We start from the raw sequence: 17,776 nt of genomic DNA, 5'->3' as shown, positions 1-17,776 counted from the left end.
ATCGAGGCATGTTGAAGTTCTTGCGACGGATCGCGTATCTGCTGGTCATTGTCGCGATCATCGCCGGCCTGGGCGTGTTCGCGGTGGTGCAGCCGTGGGTGCGGCCGATCGCCTCCACGCCGCCGGTCGCCGATCCGCAGCGATTGCTCGCGGATGTGAAACATCTGTCGGTGGACCTATACCCGCGCAGCTACGACCAGACCGAAACCCTCGATCTGGCCGCGCGCTACATCCACGAACAACTGCGCCTGGCCGGCGCGCAGGTCAGCTACCAGGACGTGCCGGTCGAAGGCATGGTCTACCGCAACGTGATCGGGCGCTTCGGGCCGAGCACCGGGCCGCTGCGGGTGATCGGCGCGCATTACGATTCTTTCGCCGACGTTGGCGTAGAAAACGACGACCCGCGCGGCTATTCGCCCAGGACCCACACCCCCGGCGCCGACGACAACGCCAGCGGCGTGGCCGGCCTGCTGGAACTCGCGCGCATGCTTGGCCGCAGCAAGCAGGCCCGGCCGATCGAACTGGTCGCCTACACCCTGGAAGAGCCGCCGCATTTCCGCAGCGAGCACATGGGCAGCGCGCACCACGCGCGCGCGCTGCGCCAGGCCGGACGCGAGGTGGAGTACATGCTGTCGCTGGAAATGATCGGCCGCTTCAGCGACCGGCCCGGCAGCCAGCGGTATCCGGTGCCCGGCATGCACCGGCTGTATTCCGATCGTGGCGACTTCGCGGTGCTGGTCGGCCGCATGGGCGACTTCGCCCAGACCCGCGCGCTGAAAGCCACGATGGCCGGCGCCACCGATCTGCCGGTGCATTCGATCAGCGCGCCGCCGCTGCTGGTGCAGGGCGTCGATTTTTCCGATCACCTGAGCTACTGGGCGCAGGGCTATCCGGCCTGGATGGTCAGCGACACCGCGTTCCTGCGCAGCGACACCTACCATCAGGCCAGCGACACCTACAATCGGCTCGATTACCCGCGCATGGCGAAGGTGGTGCAGGCGGTGTATGCGATGAGCCAGCAGCCCTGATCGTCGAGGTCTTCGGGGTATTCGAGGTCTTTGAGGTCTTTGAGGTCTTTTGTGGGAGGGGCTTGAGCCCCGACGCTTTCCGCTCCGACGCGGCGATCTGAAACAACAGCGTCGGGGCTGAAGCCCCTCCCACAAAAGACCTCGCGCTGTCGCAGGCTGAAACGATCGACTTGACGCACTGGCCCCCGATCTCAAACCCGATTCCCGATTCCCGATTCCCGATTGAACCGCCCATTCATCCCCATGCCCCGCCGCTAGGGTCAGCCCCAGCTGTGTTCGCGCGGCGACTTGCGCTGCAATGCCGCCACGAGATTTTTCTACTCCGCGAGGCAGCACATGACCGCTTTGAATGGCCCGTCCTACGCGGGCCCGCAACTAGGCGCACTGGTCAACACCAAGGCCGAAGTCGAGGCCGCGCAGGTCGTCACCCCGTCGGGCATGAAGCCGATCGTGGTCCAGCCGGGCGACAACCTCAGCCAGATCGCCGCCGACAACAATATTCCGCTGGAAGATCTGCTTGCGGCGAATCCGCAATTCAGCCTCGATCCGGCCTCCAACCCGAACACCCGCAGCGCCGATCTGATCTACCCGGGCGAAGTGGTGTTCGCGCCGACCGCGGAAGCCAAGGCCACCGACGCGGCCCGCGCCAAGTACGACGCGGCGACCCAGGCCAGCGAGCAGCCCTCGGCCAATCGCGGCGAGTGGGAGGCCAAGTCGCAGGACGTGACCGACACCAAGAACGACTTCAAGGCCGCGGTGCAGTCCGAGATCAACGCCGGCATGAGCTACAGCGGCGCCAGCCGCGAAGACTACGGCAAGGAAGCGGTGGCCCTGGGCGAACAGATTGCCCAGCGCTACGAAGCGCAGGGCAAGCCGGAGCTGGCCGCGGCGGCGCGCGAAGCCGCGCAGGAACGCTCGACCGCGATCAACAACGAAGTCTGATCGTCGCTTTCAAGTTGCAATGCGAACGGCATGCCCTGTGGCATGCCGTTTGTTTTTGCGCGGTTCGTCGCTTTGTGCGATCGGTGCAAGAAGGCGTGCGGCGCGGGCGCGGCATCGAGCGCAATACCGAGAGGACGGCGATACCGGAGGTTTTTTGTGGGAGGGGCTTCAGCTCCGACGCTCTGCGATCAGCCGCAATGAAGTTGCGATGCGATCGGCGCGAAAAGCGTCGGGGCTGAAGCCCCTCCCACAAAAGATTTCGGGGCTGTCACGAGGACGACCGCCGCGACCCGGCGTCACACCGACCCGGCGATATGCTCGCGCAGCCACTGATGCGCCGGATCGCGATGCACGCGCTCGTGCCACAGCATCGCCATCTCGTAACCGGGCACCTCGACCGGCGGCTCGACCACCTGCAGCGCCGGCGTGTCGCGCACCAGCCGCGCGGGCAGCATCGCGACGAGGTCGGTAGTCGCCAGCACCGAGCGCACGAACAGGAAATGCGGCACCGACAGCACCACGCGTCGGCGCAGGCCGAGCGGCGTCAGCACGTCGTCGGTGACGCCGTGGAAGCCGCCGCCGTCGGGCGACACGATCACATGATCGAGCTTGCAGAACTGCGCGAGGGTCGGCCGCCGTTTAAGACGCGGGTGTCCGGCGCGGCCGACCAATACATAACGCTCGGCGAACAAGGTGCGCCGGCGCAGGCCGCTGGGCGCGTCGTGGCTGGTGTGGAAGGCCAGGTCGATATCGCCTTGCTCGGCCTGTCGGGCGATGCGCGACGGCGAGGCTTCGACCACCGCCAGGCGCGTGCCCGGTGCCGCCGCGCGCAGGCCGACCAACGCTGGAAGCAGCACGGTGGATTCGCTGTAGTCGGATGCGGCCACGCGCCAGGTCTGGGTGGCCTGGGCCGGGTCGAACGCGGCCGCGGGCGAGACCGCGCGTTCCAGCGCGGCCAGGGCCTGACGCAAGGGCTCGCGCAGTTCGTCGGCGCGCGCGGTCGGGCGCATGCCGCGCGGCCCGGGCAACAGCAGCGGATCGCCGAACACGTCGCGCAGCTTGGCCAGATGCACGCTGATCGAGGGCTGGGAAAAATTCAGCCGTTGCGCGGCGCGGGTGACGTTGTGTTCCGACAGCAGCGCATCGAGCGTCACCAGCAGGTTGAGATCGAGCCGCCTGAGATTAGTCATGGCTATACCTGGAATACCACAAATCAATTTCCAATATACCGGGCCGGCGCCTACCGTGTTGTTCTCCGACTTCGCAGGACTTGGCCATGAACGTGCTTTTGATTTACGCCCATCCCGAACCGCGGTCCTTGAACGGCTCGCTGCGCGATTTCACGATCCAGCGGCTGCAGCAGGCCGGCCACCGCGTGCAGGTTTCCGATCTGTATGCGATGCGATGGAAGGCCGCGATCGACGCCGACGACAGCACCGATCAGGACCCTCACGCGCGCTTCGACCCGGCCCGCGATTCCAGGCGCGCGTTCGAAAGCGGCACCCAACGCGAGGACATCGCGCGAGAGCAGGACAAGCTGCGCTGGGCCGATACGGTGATCGTGCAGTTCCCGCTGTGGTGGTTCTCGATGCCGGCGATCCTCAAGGGCTGGGTCGACCGCGTGTATGCCTACGGTTTCGCCTATGGCGTGGGCGAACATTCCGATCGCCACTGGGGCGATCGCTACGGCGAAGGTAGCCTGGCCGGAAAGCGCGCGATGTTGGTCGTCACCGCCGGCGGGTGGGAATCGCATTACAGTCCGCGCGGCATCAACGGCCCGATCGACGACGTGCTGTTTCCGATCCAGCACGGCGTGCTGTATTACCCCGGTTTCCAGGTGCTGCCGCCGTTCGTGGTCTATCGCAGCAGCCGCACCGACGAGGCGCGGTTCGCCGATCTGTGCGATGCGCTCGGGCAACGCCTGGACACGCTGGAGACGACCGCGCCGATCGCCTACCGCCGCCAGAATGCCGGCGACTACGAGATTCCGTCGCTGACCTTGCGCGAGCACATCGCGCCGGAGCGGGTCGGGTTCGCGGCGCATATCGAATAGGGCGACGCTCGCGGCGGCGGCAGGCATTCGCGCACGGCGCGGCGAATACCGCCGAAAAAAAGGGCGGATTCGTTCGAACGAATCCGCCCGGCTTTGGTTTGCATTGCCCGCCGCCGTCGTAGCCGCGACGTTACCGCCGTTCGATCACGCCATCGTCGGATTGCGCCGGGTCTGCTCGACCACTTCGTTCTGCGCACCCGCGCGCTGCGCCTGCTGTTCGGCCTGCTGCACCGACTGCTGCGAACTCACCGCCAGCGGTTGCCGCTGCGTTTCCAGATCGACCGAGGCGCGCAACGCCGCCGGATCGTTCGGCGACTGGCCCTGCACCGCGAACAACGTACCGTTGCCGCCCTTTGCGACGTGGTTGATCTCGTGCAGGCCCTGCGCGCCGGCGTTGGCGGTCAGGCTGGCGACGGCGCGGTGGTCCAGGCCGGCGAGCGCCGGGCCGCCGCGGTCGATCGCCGCATAGGTCTGGCCCAGCAGCGGGCTGTCGCTGACCAGCGGCGCGCCCTGCACGTGGCCGCTGTGCGAGAACAGGTCGTTCCAGCCCTCGCGCACGCGGCGGATGCCGTCCTGCACGCCCTGCGAGGCGCCGGTGATGCCGGCGCGCGCGGCGCCGATGTCGCCGCGGAACTTGTCGATCATCGGGTCGAACTGCTGGGCGCGGTCCTCATTGGCCCGGGTCATCAGCGGCGGCGTGCCGCCGCTGCCGGCGAACGGCGCGATGTCGTGCGCGGCCAGGCCGCGGCTGGCGACCACGCCGACCGGATTGCGCAGGTCGCCGCCGATGAAATCCGGCCAGAACGATTGCCTGCGGTTGTTCGCGTAGCCGGCGTCGCGCAGCGCGTCGACGTCTTCCTGGGTGGCGTACACGCGGGTCTGGCCGTATTGCGGACTGGCCGAGCTGACCGTGTCGCTGGCGCGCACGTGATTGATCATGCGGTTGTTGTCGCCGGCCGGGATGCCCATGTTCAGACCGGCCGCGCCGTAGGCGTTGAAGGTCTCGCCGTGCACGCCGTCGGCCTGGAACCGGTGCGCGGAAATCTGCGCCAGGGTGCCGCCGAGCGAATGGCCGGTGACCGCGACCGGCGGCTGCGGCCGGCCGGTGCGTTCGCCTTGCTCGCGGGCGATGTCGATCGCGCGCTGGGTCAGCGCGATCGCGTCGGGCGCCTGATTGTTGACCCCGTTGACGACCATGCCGCCGTCGGTGCGGATGACGTCGCGGATGAATTCGCCGACGCCGTTGGTGGGCTCGGTGCCGCGATGGGCCACGATGATCTCGCCCGAATCCACGCGCTGGTAGATCGTGCCCTGATACCCGTTTTCGCGATTGTTGGCGGTGGCGAGCACGCGATAGTCGACGCCGTTGATCGGCACCGACACGGTCGGGTCGGCCCGGCGATCGTTGTAGGCGTCCTGGCTGAGCGCGGCATAGTCCTGGCTGCTGGGCATCACGGCACTTCCTTGTGGGCGTTCAGTACCAAGGTGAACTGCGGACCGGCGCTGGCCTGATAGAAATCGGCCGCCGTTTCGCCGTACACGTAATCCATCGAGTGCGGTTTGTGCGCGAAGTCGCGCGCCAGGTAGTACTGGACCGTTTCGCCGCCCGCGATCAACCGGTCGGCCTTGAGACCGCCGACGAAGTGGGTGCTGGGCGAATGGAAATGCACCGTCGCCGTGGTCAGTTCCCAGCGGCATACGCCGAGGCCGTAGTAGTCCTCGTCGAGCAAGGCATCGACATGCACGATCGCGACGTAGCGTCCGTTGTCGTCGCGCTTGAGGCTCAGCGGCAGGCTGTGGCGCGGCGCCAGGCGCACGCCGCCGATCGCCTTGCCGTAATCGATCGGCACGCATTCGACATTGGCGACCTGGAAATCGGCGGTGGCGGTGACCTGGGTCAGCGCCTGCGGCAGATCGTCGAAATGAAAACTCAGGACATGGCCGTCGCGGGCCTGCGGATCGAGTTTCACCACCGGCGCCGCGACCGGCGCGGGCGCGGTGAACAGGCTGGGCGCCTGCGATGGGTTTGCGCTTGCGGCGCTGTGCGTACTCATGATGGCGATCATCCCTAATGCGGCAGACAGACGGCTATGAGCTTCCATTCACTTGACCCGTGGTCAGGCGGAAACCAGCCTGGGCCAGCCCCGGCGGCCTGTCAAATGGGGGCTGCCGGGCTGCCGGAACGCCGCTGCACCGGTCTGAGCGGGGCCCGCCGGCTCAGTGAAACAGCGCCGCGCGCGCCTGCCGATCGCGCAACAGCAGACCGGCCCAGGTGACCAGGCCGACATAGGTGCCGAACAGGATGTGGCTGAACAGCGGATTGTCGGCGTGGACCTGGATCGCGATCGCGCCGCCGAGGTAACCGGTCAACAGCACCGCGCCCAGCAACGAGGTGCGCGGGACCATATACAAGGCCAGGCACGCCAGCTGCAGCACGCCGAGCCCGCGGGCCAGGCCATCGGTGGCATCGAACCCGAGGCCGTGCAGATTTTCGATCACCGGCGCGATCGGCGCGAGCTTGATCGCACCGTCGAGCAACCAGAAGGCGATGGCCAGGCCGGTAAGGACGCGGCCGATCCAGACAGAGGCGGAAGCGGAAGAAGTCGACATGGCTACGGGTTCCCGGGATGGAGCGCCGCCGAAATGGCCGCGATGCCTATGCGACGAGCCGGGCGCGGCGAAATCGACACGCAGGACCGAGACCAACGCTGGACCGACGCGAACGCAACTCCACTGGCGCGGCTTGACGAGGCGGTTGCGACAGGCGGACCGCCGGCATGACCCTCCTTGCGGGGCGGTGCCCATCAGCACGCCGCGCCGGACCGCGATGACGCCGTGCGCGGCAGCGCGTCGAAGCGTGAACCCGCGAGTTTCCCGACGTGGAGCACGCACGCGCCGATTTGCAATTCGCGTGCAACACTTGTGACATACCGTGCCGCGACGCGGAAGCATCCGCGACCGGTCGCCGGCCTTGCGCCAGCCGCGCGCCATTGCACTCCAGGCATTCCCCCAAAGGATCACCCACGATGTCCCTGTACCCCGAAGCCCGCCTGCCCCTGCGCGGCTGCCTCGACGTTTCCCGCCGTCCGCTCGCGACCCCGCGCATGACCGCGCTGGCCCGCGCCTGCGGCGCCTTGTTGCTGCTGTCGGCGGCCACCGCGGCGTCGGCGCAGGATGCGCCGCAGACGGCCGCGCCCGCCCCATCGGCGACCTCGCTCGACGCGGTCACCGTGACCGCCGAGCGCCGCGAGCAGAACCTGCAGGACGTGCCGGTCTCGGTCGGCGTGATGCAGGGCGACGCGATGCGCGCGCTGACCGCCGGCGGCGACGACACCTTGCTGGCGCTGTCGGGCCGCGTCCCGAGCCTGTACGCCGAAACCACCACCGGGCGCATCTTCCCGCGCTTCTACATCCGCGGCCTGGGCAATATCGACTTCTACCTCGGCGCCTCGCAGCCGGTGTCGATCATCCAGGACGACGTGGTGCTCGAGCACGTGGTGCTCAAATCCAACCCGGTGTTCGACACCGACCAGGTCGAAGTGCTGCGCGGCCCGCAAGGCTCGCTGTTCGGCCGCAACACCACCGCCGGCATCATCAAGTTCGACAGCATCAAGCCGAGCCAGGATTTCAGCGGCCGGGTGCAGGCCAGCGTCGGCAGCTACAACACCGTGTCGATCGACGGCGGCATCGGCGGCCCGATCAACGACGTGCTGTCGTTCCGCGTGTCCACGCTGTACCAGCACCGCGACGACTGGGTCGACAACACCTTCGCCGGCGCCAGCGCCGACGGCACGGTCACGCCGAAGAAAGACGCGATGGGCGGCTTCGACGACCGCAACCTGCGCGTGCAACTGCTGCTGGCGCCGAGCGAGAACTTCTCGATCCTCGCCTCGGCGCACGCGCGCGATTACTCGGGCACCTCGACGCTGTTCCTGCGCAACGCCATCGTCAAGGGCTCCAACGAAGTCGACGTGCCGCGCGACAAGGTCGCCTATGACGAAGCCGGCAACAACCCGCAGGCGTACAAGACCTACGGCGGCTCGATCAAGGCCACCTACAACTTCGGCGAGACCTCGCTGACCTCGATCAGCGCCTACGAAACCACCTCCGGCTACAGCCGCGGCGACACCGACGGCGGCGCCGCGGCGAACTACCCGGTGCGCGGCGTGCCCAACGGTTTCGGCCAGTCGATGGGGCAGATCCGCGATCTGGATCAATTCACCCAGGAATTCCGTCTGGCCAGCGAGACCGACGACGCGCTGCAATGGCAGGTCGGCGCGTTCTACTTCGACGGCCGCGACACCACCGATTTCTATCAGCGCGCGTGGTTCCTCAAGGGCCCGGCGCGCAATCCCAACAACTGGGTGCGTCTGCGCAACTCCAACACCTCGTGGGCCGCGTTCGGCCAGCTCAGCTACAAGGTTAACGACGCGCTGACCCTGACCGCCGGCCTGCGCCAGACCCGCGACAGCAAGGAAACGCGCCTGCTCAAGACCGCCGACACCGCCGCCGGCGTGTCGACCTACACCGGCCGCCGCGACGTGCGCATGTCCGATACCCAGCCCAGCTGGGACCTGAGCGCGATGTACGAGATCAACCCGAACCTCAGCGTGTACGCCAAGGTGGCGCGCGGCTTCCGCGGCCCGACCATCCAGGGCCGCTCGGCGGTGTTCAACGCCGACTTCACCACCGCCGATTCGGAAACCATTCTGTCGTGGGAGGCGGGCATCAAGAGCAGCCTGCTCGACAACCGCCTGCGTTTGAACGCGACCGCGTTCACCTACACCGTCGACGACATCCAGCTCAACGGCAACGACTCCAACGGCAACGGCGTGCTGTTCAACGCCGACAAGGCCCGTGCCTACGGCGTGGAAGCCGACCTGGACTGGCGCCCGATCCCGAACCTGTCGCTGACCGCCGGCGTGAGCCTGCTGCACAGCGAAATCCAGGACAAGCGCGTGTACGCGCAGGTCTGCGCGCTCAACGGCGCGGTGGTATGCACGGTCGAGGACCCGACCATCAAGGTCGGCGCCAACACCTTCGCCCAGATCGACGGCAACCCGTTGCCGAACGCGCCCAAGTACAGCGTCAACCTGGGCGCGCGCTACGACATTCCGCTGAGCGACAGCGGCGCGCTGTTCGTCGCCACCGACTGGAACAAGCAGGGCTACACCAGCTTCGTCCTGTACGACTCGAAGGAATTCAACGCCAGCGGCAATTTCGAAGGCGGCCTGAAGGTGGGTTACACCGGCGGCTACGGCGCTTACGAGGTCGCCTTGTTCGCGCGCAACATCACCAACGAGAAGAACCTCAAGGGCGTGATCGAGAACTACATGGCTGCGGTCTACAACGAGCCGCGCATCGTCGGGGTGTCGGTCAACCTCAACTGGCATTGATCCTGGGCGACGGTCGGCGGTCGCGATGAAGGCGGCCGTGCGATTTCAGACGTAAAAGCGGAAAGGCCGATGGCGTGCTCATCGGCCTTTCCTGTATTCGGACAGGAAAAAAACGGCTGATATTTGCCGAAGTTCTCGCTGCATCTCGGTGCGAGCGCGTCATCGATAACGATCCGTCACGGCTGCAACGCAGGTTTCAATGCGTCGCGCATCCGCGGCCGCCGCGCCGACGGAAACAGCATGGCGATCGCCGCCGCGGCCAGGCCCATCGCCATCGAGCCGACGTACAGCCAGGTGTAGCTGCCGTAGTGGTCGTACAACCCGCCGCCGATCAACGGGCCGAGCGCCATGCCCAGGCTCGACAGCAAGGTGGCCGCGCCGAGCACGGTGCCGAGAATCGCGGGACTGAACGCATCGCGCGCGAGCGAGGCGTACAGCGGCATGGTGCCGCCGTAGGCCATGCCGAACACGATCGCCACCGCGTAGAACCCGTCGAGCTGATTCACCGCCAGATAGGCCAGCGCCGCGAATGCCTGTAGCAAAAGTCCGGCCACCAGCACCGGCTTGGCGCCGAAGCGATCGGCGAGCACGCCCAGCAGCAGGCGACCGCCGAGCCCGGCCGCGCCTTCCATGCTGTAGATCGTCACCGCCGCGGTCACCGACAGGCCGCAGCCGACCGCGTAGCTGACGGTGTGGAAGATCGGCCCGGAATGCGCCGCGCAGCAGGCGAAGAACGCCGCGCCGAGGACGGTGAACGGCCGCGAGCGCAACGCCTGCGCGGCGCTCAGGGTGCTGCTGTCGCTGCCGCTGTCGGCGGCTCCGGCGGATGCTGACGCCGGCACGCTGCGCACGAACCACACCGCCGGCAAGGTCAGCGCCCACGCCAGCACGCCGACGATCAACAGGCTGCTGCGCCAGCCGTAGTCGCCGACCAGCCAGGCCACCAGCGGCGACAGGGTCATCGGCGCCACGCCCATGCCGGCCGACACCAGCGAGATGGCGAGGTTGCGCCGCCGTTCGAACGAGGCCGCGACCGCCGCGATCACCGGCGCGAAGAAACTGGCCGCGGCGGCGCCGAGCAGCACGCCGTAGCTGAGCTGGAACTGCAACAGACTGCCGGCGCGGCTGGCCAGCACGCAGGCCAGGCCGAGCAGCACCGAGCCGGCCAGGACCACCACCCGCGGCCCGAACCGGTCGCTGAGCACGCCCCAGCCGAAGCCGGCGAAGCCCATGCTCAGGAACGCCAGGGTCATCGCGCTGGACAGCCCGGCGCGCGACCACCCGGTCGCGGTGCTCATCGGCTGCAGCAGCACCGCCAGCGAGAACACCGCGCCGATGGCCACGCAGCCCATCAGCGCGCCGGCGGCGACCAGGGCCCAGTTGCGGTCCAGGGTGGGGGAGGAAGCGGTCGTGTCGTTCATGGGGGCGCGGCCCGTGGGGTGCTCCCTGATACGACGAAGCAGGCCACCGCGTATCGACAAACCTCCGCGTCGGGCGCAATACCCGCGGCCGGCGAAGCAATGGGAGCTCTACCGGACCGACGCCGCGAAGCAGGCGGGCATCGAGGTCCCGCGCGCTTCACACGAGCGCCGCGGCTCGACCCCGCGGATTTGTATCGCAATGTATCGGCCGCCGCGACAGCCACCTTCGCAGACAAATCCCCGGGCCGGCGGACACCTGCGCGATACCCCGCGCGCTTGAAATGGCGTCACCGGAACGCACGGTCCGCCTCCTTCAAGGAACCCGAGATGTCTGTCGCCTCAACCCCCGCAGTGCCCCTGATGTCCCGCGTCGACGGCGTCGCGCCGTGGCTCGCCCCGCTCGGTCTGCGCGTCCTGCTGGCCTGGGAATTCTTCGAAGCCGGCCGCGAGAAGCTGCAGGGCGACAACTGGTTCGCCGACCTCGGCGACAAGTTTCCGCTGCCGTTCTCGCTGCTCGGCGCCGATCTCAACTGGACCCTGGCGACCTGGACCGAACTGGCCGGCGCCGCGGCGCTGCTGCTCGGCCTGGGCACGCGCTATGTCGCCACCGCGCTGTGGGTGCTGACGGTGGTCGCGATCTACGCGGTGCATTGGCCGTCGGACTGGTCGAGCTTGGCCGAGCTGTGGCAGGGCTATGCGATCAGCGACGACGGCCACGGCAACTACAAGCTGCCGCTGATCTACCTGGCGATGCTGCTGCCGCTGATGCTTGGCGGCGCCGGTCGCCTGAGTCTCGACCGACTGCTCGCATCGCGTCGCGCGCCGGTCGCGACCGCGCAGGCCGATCGCCTGGCCTGGGGCGTGGTGTTGCTCGGTCTGGGCGCGACCGTGTCGCTGCTGCTGCCGTGGGTCGGCGCGACCCTCGCATTCGCCGGCATCGCGCTGACGATCAAGCCGCGCGATCGCAATGCCTCCAATCGCCTGTCCTCGGCCGTCGCCTGACCGCGCCGCGTTCCCCTTCCTTCGTTCCGCCCACGCCGCGTCCGCGGCGCCCACCTCAGCGCGGCTTCGCCGTGCGCCATCGGAGAACCACCATGTCCGTCCACAACCCACGTTCTGCTTCGCGTTCCACCACCGCCGGCATGCTCGGCGTCGCCCTGGCCGGCCTGGTCCTGGGCCAATCCGCCTTCGCCATGCAGCCGCTCGCCCAGGGCTACATGGTCGCCGCCAGCCACGCCGCCGGCGAAGGCAAGTGTGGCGAAGGCAAGTGCGGTGCCGGCAAGACCGCCGAGGGCAAGTGCGGCGCGAAGGCCAAGGCCGCCGGCAAGGCCGCCGAAGGCAAGTGTGGTGAAGGCAAGTGCGGCGCCGCCAAGGCCGCCGGCAAGACCGCGGAAGGCAAGTGCGGCGCGAACGCCAACAGCGCCAGCAAGACCGCCGAAGGCAAATGCGGCGAAGGCAAGTGCGGCGACGCCTCGTTCGCCAAGACCGACCGCAGCGGCGACGGCCGCGTCTCGCGCGCCGAATTCCTCGCGGTGGCGCCGGCCCGCGCCGCCGACTTCCCGAAGCTCGACGTCGACGGCGACGGTTTCATCTCCGAGCAGGAAGCCTACGACTACCTCAAGGCCACCTACGCGGCCAACGGCAAGCCGATGCCGGCCGGCGTGTTCGCCAAGTTCACCGGCGGCAAGTAAACCGCCGTCCACGCGCCCCTGCGCTTCGGCGCGGGGGCGCCTTCGAACGATCCAGGAGCCCCGCATGCGTACCATCCCCTCACTGTCCGCCGGGCTCGGCCTGCGCCGCGGCCTGCTGCCGTCGCTGCTGGCGATGGACGCCGCCGCGGTGGATTTCCTTGAAGTCGCGCCGGACAACTGGATCGGCGTGGGCGGCCGCTTCGGCGAAGCGCTGAGCGAACTGTCCGCGCGTTTCCCGTTGAGCTGCCACGGCCTGTCGTTGTCGCTGGGCGGCAGCGAGCCGCTCGACATGGACCTGCTGCACGCCACGCGTCAATTCAACGACCGCCACGGCATCGCCCTGTACAGCGAACACCTGAGCTACTGCGCCGACGACGGCCATCTGTACGACCTGATGCCGATCCCGTTCACCGACGAGGCGATCGGCCACGTCGCCGCACGCATCCGCCAGGTGCAGGACGTGCTCGGCCGGCGCATCGCGGTGGAGAACGTGTCGTACTACGCCGCGCCGTATCAGGCCCTGGCCGAGATCGATTTCATCCGCGCCGTGCTCGACGAAGCCGACTGCGACCTGCTGCTCGACGTCAACAACCTCTACGTCAACGCGATCAACCACGGCTACGACGCGCAGGCGTTCCTCGCGCGACTGCCCGGCGAACGCATCGCCTCGTACCACATCGCCGGCCACTACGACGAAGCGGCCGACCTCAAGATCGACACCCACGGCGCACCGGTCAAGGCCGATGTGTGGTCGTTGCTGGACAGCGCCTACCGCCGCTTCGGCGTGCGCCCGACCTTGCTCGAACGCGATTTCAATTTCCCGCCATTGCCCGAACTGCTGGCCGAGACCGACCGCATCCGCGCGATGCAGGCCTTGCACGCCGACGTGGCGCAACCGGAGCCGGCCCATGCATGAGACCTTGCGCGAACAGCAATCCGTCCTCGCGCGTCACCTGCGCGACCCGGCCCGCCATCCGTCGCCGCCCGGGATCGAAGCGCGCCGCCTGCGGGTGTACCGCGAATTGTTCCTGGGCTCGATCGAAAGCCTGCTGGCCGGCGGCTTCCCGGTGATCCGCCAAACCCTCGGCGACGCGGACTGGAGCGCGCTGGTGCGGACGTTCTACGCCGACCATCGCAGCCGCACGCCGCTGTTCACCCGCATCGCCGGCGAGTTCGTCGAGTTCATCGAAACCCGCGCAGACGCCGTGCAGCTTCCGCCGTGGCTGCCCGAACTGGCGCATTACGAATGGGTGGAGCAGGCCTTGCTGATCAGCGATGCACAGCCGCCGGCGCACGACCCGGACGGCGATCTGCTCGACGGCCGGCCGCTGGTGTCGCCGCTGGCGATGCCGCTGGCGTACCGCTGGCCGGTGCTGGAGATCGGCCCTTCGCATCGCCCCAAAGCGCCGCCGGCGCAGGTCACCACCTTGCTCGTGCATCGCGACCGCGACCATCAGGTGCGGTTCGCCCGCATCGCGCCGCTGGTCCATCACCTGCTGACCTCGCTGCAGAGCAACGCCTGCCGCGGCCGCGAGCACCTCGCCGCGTTGGCCGCGCAAACCGGCGGCGACGCCGACGAACTTCAGGCCCAGGGCCTGCACCTGCTGCGGCAACTGCACGAGCAGGGCGTGGTCCTGGGTACCTGTCTTGCAAAGGAGCCAAGCGATGAACGCTAAATCCCGAACCCTCGGCGGCTGGTCGCTGTTCTGGCTGATCGGCCTGTCGATCCTGGCGATGTCGGCGCTGATCCTGGCGCTGAACCCCGACACCACCGAAGCGGTGCGGTCGGTGATCCGCGCCACCGCGCGCACCTCGTTCGTCTTGTTCCTGATCGCGTTCGTGGCGTCCTCGCTGGCCGCGCTGGTGCCGAACGAGCTCACCCGCGGGCTGATGCGCGAACGCCGCTACATCGGCCTGTCGTTCGCGTTCTCGCACCTCGTGCATCTGCTGGCGATCCTCGCCTACGGTGTGCTCAATCCGCAGTTCTGGCCCGGCCGCAGCGCCGTGACCAATGCGCCGGGCACCGTGGGTTACGTGTTCATCGCCTTGCTGGCGCTGACCTCGTTTCGCTTCGCCTCGCGCCACATGACCGCGGCGGCGTGGAAGCGCCTGCACACCGCCGGCATCTGGGTGATTGCCGCGATCTTCGGCTACTCGTTCTTCAAGCGCATTCCAAGCATGAGCGTGCTGTATGCGATTCCGTTCTCGATCCTGTGCGCCGCGGTCGCGGTGCGCCTGGTCGGCAAATGGGCGCAGGCCAACAAGCGACGCCAGGCGCGTTCGCGTTCGCTGGAGCGCACCTCGTCCTTCCCCAACGCACTGGAGCCTTCGTCATGACGCCGTTGCCCGAAACTGCCGCTACCGCACGCGTCCCGGATTCGACCGGTCGCGCCGTATGGAAGTCGATCATCGCCGGCCTGGCGCTGTGCCTGAGCGCCGCGGCCTGCACCCCGGCCGCGCATGCGGACGCGGCGCGCGCCGTCGCCGCGCCGGAATTCGCCGGGATCGCGCGCTGGTTCAACACCCCGGCGCTGAGCATGGCCGGGCTGCGCGGCAAGGTGGTGCTGGTGGAGTTCTGGACCTACTCGTGTATCAACTGCCTGCATGTCGCGCCGCACGTGAAGCAGTGGCACGAGCGCTACCGCGACCAGGGCCTGGTGGTGATCGGCGTGCATACGCCGGAGTACGACGAAGAACACAGCGCGGGCAATCTGCAGGCCGCGATCGAGCGCCTGGGCATCGCGTATCCGGTCGCGCAGGACAACGCCTACGCCACCTGGAACGCTTACGGCAATCGGTTCTGGCCGGCGCTGTACCTGATCGACCGCGACGGCCGCATCGTCTACCGCCATTACGGCGAAGGCGAGTACGAGGTCACCGACGCGCGTATCCGCGCGCTGCTGGCGCAGCGCTGAGGGACGCGGCGGCGAGCCGAACAGCGGCTGGCGCGAGCAACTCGCCGCGGCGCGACGGCCGCGCGGTGGCACAATCTCCGCCAACGTCCCGCCGCCGGCTCCATCCTTCACCGCGCATCGCACAGGCCCCGCATGGACCACGTAGATCACATCCTGGTCGTCGACGACGATCGCGAGATCCGCCAGATGGTCGCCGACTATCTGCACAAGAACGGCCTGCGCGCCACGGTCGCCGCGGACGGTCGCGAGATGCGCGCCCTGCTCGACACCCACGCGGTCGATCTGATCGTGCTCGACCTGATGATGCCCGGCGAAGACGGCCTGACCCTGTGCCGCAACCTGCGCGCCGGCAAGCACCGCGCGATCCCGGTGGTGATGCTGACCGCGCGCGACGATCAGACCGACCGCATCATCGGCCTGGAGATGGGCGCCGACGACTACGTCACCAAGCCGTTCGCCGCGCGCGAACTGCTGGCGCGGATCAAGGCGGTGATCCGGCGCACGCGCATGCTGCCGCCGAACCTGCAGGTCACCCAGGCCAGCCGCACCATCGCGTTCGGACGCTGGCGCCTGGACACCACCGCGCGCCATCTGCTCGATCCCGACGACACCGTGGTCGCGCTCAGCGGCGCCGAGTTCCGCCTGCTGCACGTGTTCCTCGACCACGCCAATCGCGTGCTCACCCGCGATCAGCTGCTCAACCTCACCCAGGGCCGCGACGCCGAGCACTTCGAACGCTCCATCGATCTGTTGGTGAGCCGCCTGCGCCAGCGCCTGCAGGACGACGCGCGCGAGCAGAGCTACATCAAGACCGTGCGCAGCGAAGGCTATGTGTTCAGCATGCCGGTGAGTCTGCTGGGAGATGGCGAATGAACGCGTCGACCCAGGGACCGACGGATGCATCTTCGAATGCGTCGGCGAAGGCGCCGATCGCCCGCACCGGTTCGCGCTGGCTGCCGCGCACGCTGGCCTCGCGCCTGTCGCTGATCCTGCTCAGCGGCCTGCTGATCGCGCATGCGCTGTCGTTCGGCCTGCTGTTCTACGAGCGCTATTCGGCGGCGACCTCGATGCTGATGAGCAATCTGGAACAGGACGTGGTGGTCGCGGTGAATCTGCTCGACCGCCTGCCGCCGCAGGAACGCGAGCGTTGGCTGCCGATGCTGCGGCGGCGCACCTTCCACTACATGCTCGACGACGGCGCCGCCGACGCGGCCGCCCGCAACCAACCGCCGGTCAGCGGCACCTCGCAGGACATGGCCGCGATGATCGCCAGCGCGCTCGGCCCGCGCTACCCGACCCGCGCCAATGCCGTGCCCGGCGACGGCGAACACTTCCAGGTGCATCTGAAATTGAGCGACGGCGCCGCGATGGTCATCGACGTGCGCCCCTCGGTGATGCCGCTGGCGAAGTGGCTGCCCTACGTGCTCGCGATCCAACTGGCGCTGCTGCTGCTGTGCACCTGGGCCGCGGTGCGGCTGACCACCCGGCCGCTCGGCCGGCTGGCGAAAGCCGCCGAAACCCTGCATCCGGCCGGCGAGGGCGAGCGGCTTCCGGTCGGCGGCCCGACCGAAGTGGCGCAGGCGATCACCGCGTTCAACGCCATGCAGGACCGCATCGCCCACTACATGCGCGAACGCCTGCAGATCCTCGCGGCGATCTCGCACGACCTGCAGACGCCGATCACCCGCATGCAGCTGCGCGCCGAAGCAATGGACGAATCGGCCGAGCGCGACAAGATGTTCGACGACCTCGGCCAGATGCAGCATCTGGTGCGCGAAGGCATCGCGTATGCGCGCAGCGCGCACGGCGCGTCCGAGCCGGCGGTGCGGATCGACCTCAATGCCTTTCTCGACAGCCTGGTCTACGACTACCTCGACACCGGCCGACCGGTCACCTTCGCCGGCCGCGTCGACGGCCCGGTGACCACGCGTCCGCATGCGTTGCGGCGCATCGTCGGCAATCTGATCGACAACGCGATCCACTACGCCGGCGCGGCCGAACTCGATGTCGGCCACGACCCGGACGGCGGCGTGCGCATCCAGGTGCGCGATCGCGGCCCCGGCATTCCCGAAGACGAACTGGGCAAGGTGATGGAGCCGTTCTACCGGCTCGAAACCTCGCGCAATCGCAGCACCGGCGGCACCGGCCTGGGTTTGGCGATCGCCCAGCAACTGGCCGAATCGATCGGTGCCACGCTGGTGCTGCGCAATCGCGACGGCGGCGGCCTGGAAGCGATCCTGCGCATCGCTGGCCCGATCGCCGCGGCGCGGTAAACTAGTGCGCAACGTTCAACCGGCAGCCCGCATGTAATCAGACGACTTCCCGGGACC

17 protein-coding genes and 2 pseudogenes are annotated in these 17,776 nt (G+C 68.3%); 13 read left to right on the top strand and 6 right to left on the bottom strand.

Annotated elements, in window-relative coordinates; genetic code table 11:
* Positions 1-8 precede the first annotated feature (8 nt).
* Complete coding sequence (locus KME82_RS25930; protein WP_215496604.1) at positions 9-1,028, top strand: M20/M25/M40 family metallo-hydrolase; 1,020 nt, start codon at positions 9-11, stop codon at positions 1,026-1,028.
* Between the two features lie 76 nt (positions 1,029-1,104).
* Here the strand turns inward: KME82_RS25930 and KME82_RS27330 are convergent.
* Positions 1,105-1,263 (bottom strand): annotated as a pseudogene (locus KME82_RS27330) (DUF6053 domain-containing protein); the annotation flags it as partial.
* Positions 1,264-1,364: 101 nt separating this feature from the next.
* Between KME82_RS27330 and KME82_RS25925 the strand changes: the two are divergent.
* Positions 1,365-1,970 carry a LysM peptidoglycan-binding domain-containing protein gene (locus KME82_RS25925; RefSeq protein ID WP_215496603.1) on the top strand — a complete coding sequence of 202 codons (606 nt, stop codon included), beginning with the start codon at positions 1,365-1,367 and terminating at the stop codon, positions 1,968-1,970.
* Positions 1,971-2,180: 210 nt separating this feature from the next.
* A pseudogene (locus KME82_RS27325) lies at positions 2,181-2,303 on the top strand (DUF6053 domain-containing protein); the annotation flags it as partial.
* Here the strand turns inward: KME82_RS27325 and KME82_RS25920 are convergent.
* Positions 2,267-3,160, bottom strand: coding sequence for a LysR family transcriptional regulator (locus KME82_RS25920; protein ID WP_215496602.1), 894 nt, complete (start codon positions 3,158-3,160; stop codon positions 2,267-2,269). The pseudogene KME82_RS27325 and the gene KME82_RS25920 sit on opposite strands and share 37 nt — an antisense overlap.
* 86 nt (positions 3,161-3,246) lie before the next feature.
* Here KME82_RS25920 and KME82_RS25915 point away from each other — a divergent pair, with 86 nt between their 5' ends.
* Complete coding sequence (locus tag KME82_RS25915; RefSeq protein WP_215496601.1) at positions 3,247-4,023, top strand: NAD(P)H-dependent oxidoreductase; 777 nt, start codon at positions 3,247-3,249, stop codon at positions 4,021-4,023.
* 144 nt (positions 4,024-4,167) lie between these two features.
* Here KME82_RS25915 and KME82_RS25910 read toward each other — a convergent pair whose 3' ends face one another.
* The 3 genes from KME82_RS25910 to KME82_RS25900 form a co-directional block, all read right to left on the bottom strand.
* On the bottom strand, positions 4,168-5,475 hold the full coding sequence (locus KME82_RS25910; protein WP_215496600.1) for an XVIPCD domain-containing protein: 1,308 nt from the start codon (positions 5,473-5,475) through the stop codon (positions 4,168-4,170).
* Complete coding sequence (locus KME82_RS25905) at positions 5,475-6,077, bottom strand: hypothetical protein (protein ID WP_215496599.1); 603 nt, start codon at positions 6,075-6,077, stop codon at positions 5,475-5,477. Before KME82_RS25905 ends, KME82_RS25910 begins: the two co-directional genes overlap by 1 nt.
* Before the next feature lie 163 nt (positions 6,078-6,240).
* A complete protein-coding gene (locus KME82_RS25900; RefSeq protein WP_215496598.1) occupies positions 6,241-6,633 on the bottom strand; it encodes a DoxX family protein in 393 nt (130 codons plus the stop codon).
* A gap of 416 nt (positions 6,634-7,049) precedes the next feature.
* Here KME82_RS25900 and KME82_RS25895 point away from each other — a divergent pair, with 416 nt between their 5' ends.
* Positions 7,050-9,419 (top strand): TonB-dependent receptor, encoded by a 2,370-nt coding sequence (locus tag KME82_RS25895; protein ID WP_215496597.1) that lies wholly within the window; start codon positions 7,050-7,052, stop codon positions 9,417-9,419.
* A gap of 176 nt (positions 9,420-9,595) precedes the next feature.
* On the opposite strand, the gene KME82_RS25890 is transcribed toward KME82_RS25895, so the two are convergent.
* A complete protein-coding gene (locus tag KME82_RS25890) occupies positions 9,596-10,840 on the bottom strand; it encodes an MFS transporter (protein WP_215496596.1) in 1,245 nt (414 codons plus the stop codon).
* 360 nt (positions 10,841-11,200) lie between these two features.
* Between KME82_RS25890 and KME82_RS25885 the strand changes: the two genes are divergently transcribed.
* From KME82_RS25885 to KME82_RS25850, 8 genes are all read left to right on the top strand, one after another.
* Positions 11,201-11,842 carry an HvfX family Cu-binding RiPP maturation protein gene (locus KME82_RS25885; RefSeq protein ID WP_215496595.1) on the top strand — a complete coding sequence of 214 codons (642 nt, stop codon included), beginning with the start codon at positions 11,201-11,203 and terminating at the stop codon, positions 11,840-11,842.
* A gap of 92 nt (positions 11,843-11,934) precedes the next feature.
* Entirely contained in the window at positions 11,935-12,531 is a 597-nt protein-coding gene (locus tag KME82_RS25880; RefSeq protein ID WP_252255554.1) for an HvfA family oxazolone/thioamide-modified RiPP metallophore, read from the top strand.
* A 64-nt stretch (positions 12,532-12,595) separates the two neighbouring features.
* On the top strand, positions 12,596-13,447 hold the full coding sequence (locus KME82_RS25875; protein WP_215496594.1) for an HvfB family MNIO-type RiPP peptide maturase: 852 nt from the start codon (positions 12,596-12,598) through the stop codon (positions 13,445-13,447).
* Complete coding sequence (locus KME82_RS25870; protein WP_215496593.1) at positions 13,440-14,207, top strand: HvfC family RiPP maturation protein; 768 nt, start codon at positions 13,440-13,442, stop codon at positions 14,205-14,207. Before KME82_RS25875 ends, KME82_RS25870 begins: the two co-directional genes overlap by 8 nt.
* Complete coding sequence (locus KME82_RS25865) at positions 14,197-14,868, top strand: ferric reductase-like transmembrane domain-containing protein (protein ID WP_215496592.1); 672 nt, start codon at positions 14,197-14,199, stop codon at positions 14,866-14,868. The genes KME82_RS25870 and KME82_RS25865 overlap by 11 nt, the downstream gene beginning before the upstream one ends.
* Complete coding sequence (locus KME82_RS25860) at positions 14,865-15,446, top strand: thioredoxin family protein (RefSeq protein ID WP_215496591.1); 582 nt, start codon at positions 14,865-14,867, stop codon at positions 15,444-15,446. Before KME82_RS25865 ends, KME82_RS25860 begins: the two co-directional genes overlap by 4 nt.
* Before the next feature lie 132 nt (positions 15,447-15,578).
* The gene (locus KME82_RS25855; protein ID WP_036113045.1) at positions 15,579-16,319 is read left to right on the top strand and encodes a response regulator; all 741 of its coding nucleotides are present in this window, start codon (positions 15,579-15,581) and stop codon (positions 16,317-16,319) included.
* Positions 16,316-17,719 (top strand): sensor histidine kinase, encoded by a 1,404-nt coding sequence (locus tag KME82_RS25850; protein ID WP_215496590.1) that lies wholly within the window; start codon positions 16,316-16,318, stop codon positions 17,717-17,719. The genes KME82_RS25855 and KME82_RS25850 overlap by 4 nt, the downstream gene beginning before the upstream one ends.
* The last annotated feature ends 57 nt before the right edge of the window (positions 17,720-17,776 follow it).

The sequence above is a fragment of the Lysobacter capsici genome (genome assembly GCF_018732085.1).
GTDB lineage: Bacteria > Pseudomonadota > Gammaproteobacteria > Xanthomonadales > Xanthomonadaceae > Lysobacter > Lysobacter capsici_A.
The sequence above is the reverse complement of the archived record's forward strand: the minus strand, read 5'-3'. Positions and strand labels throughout refer to the sequence as shown.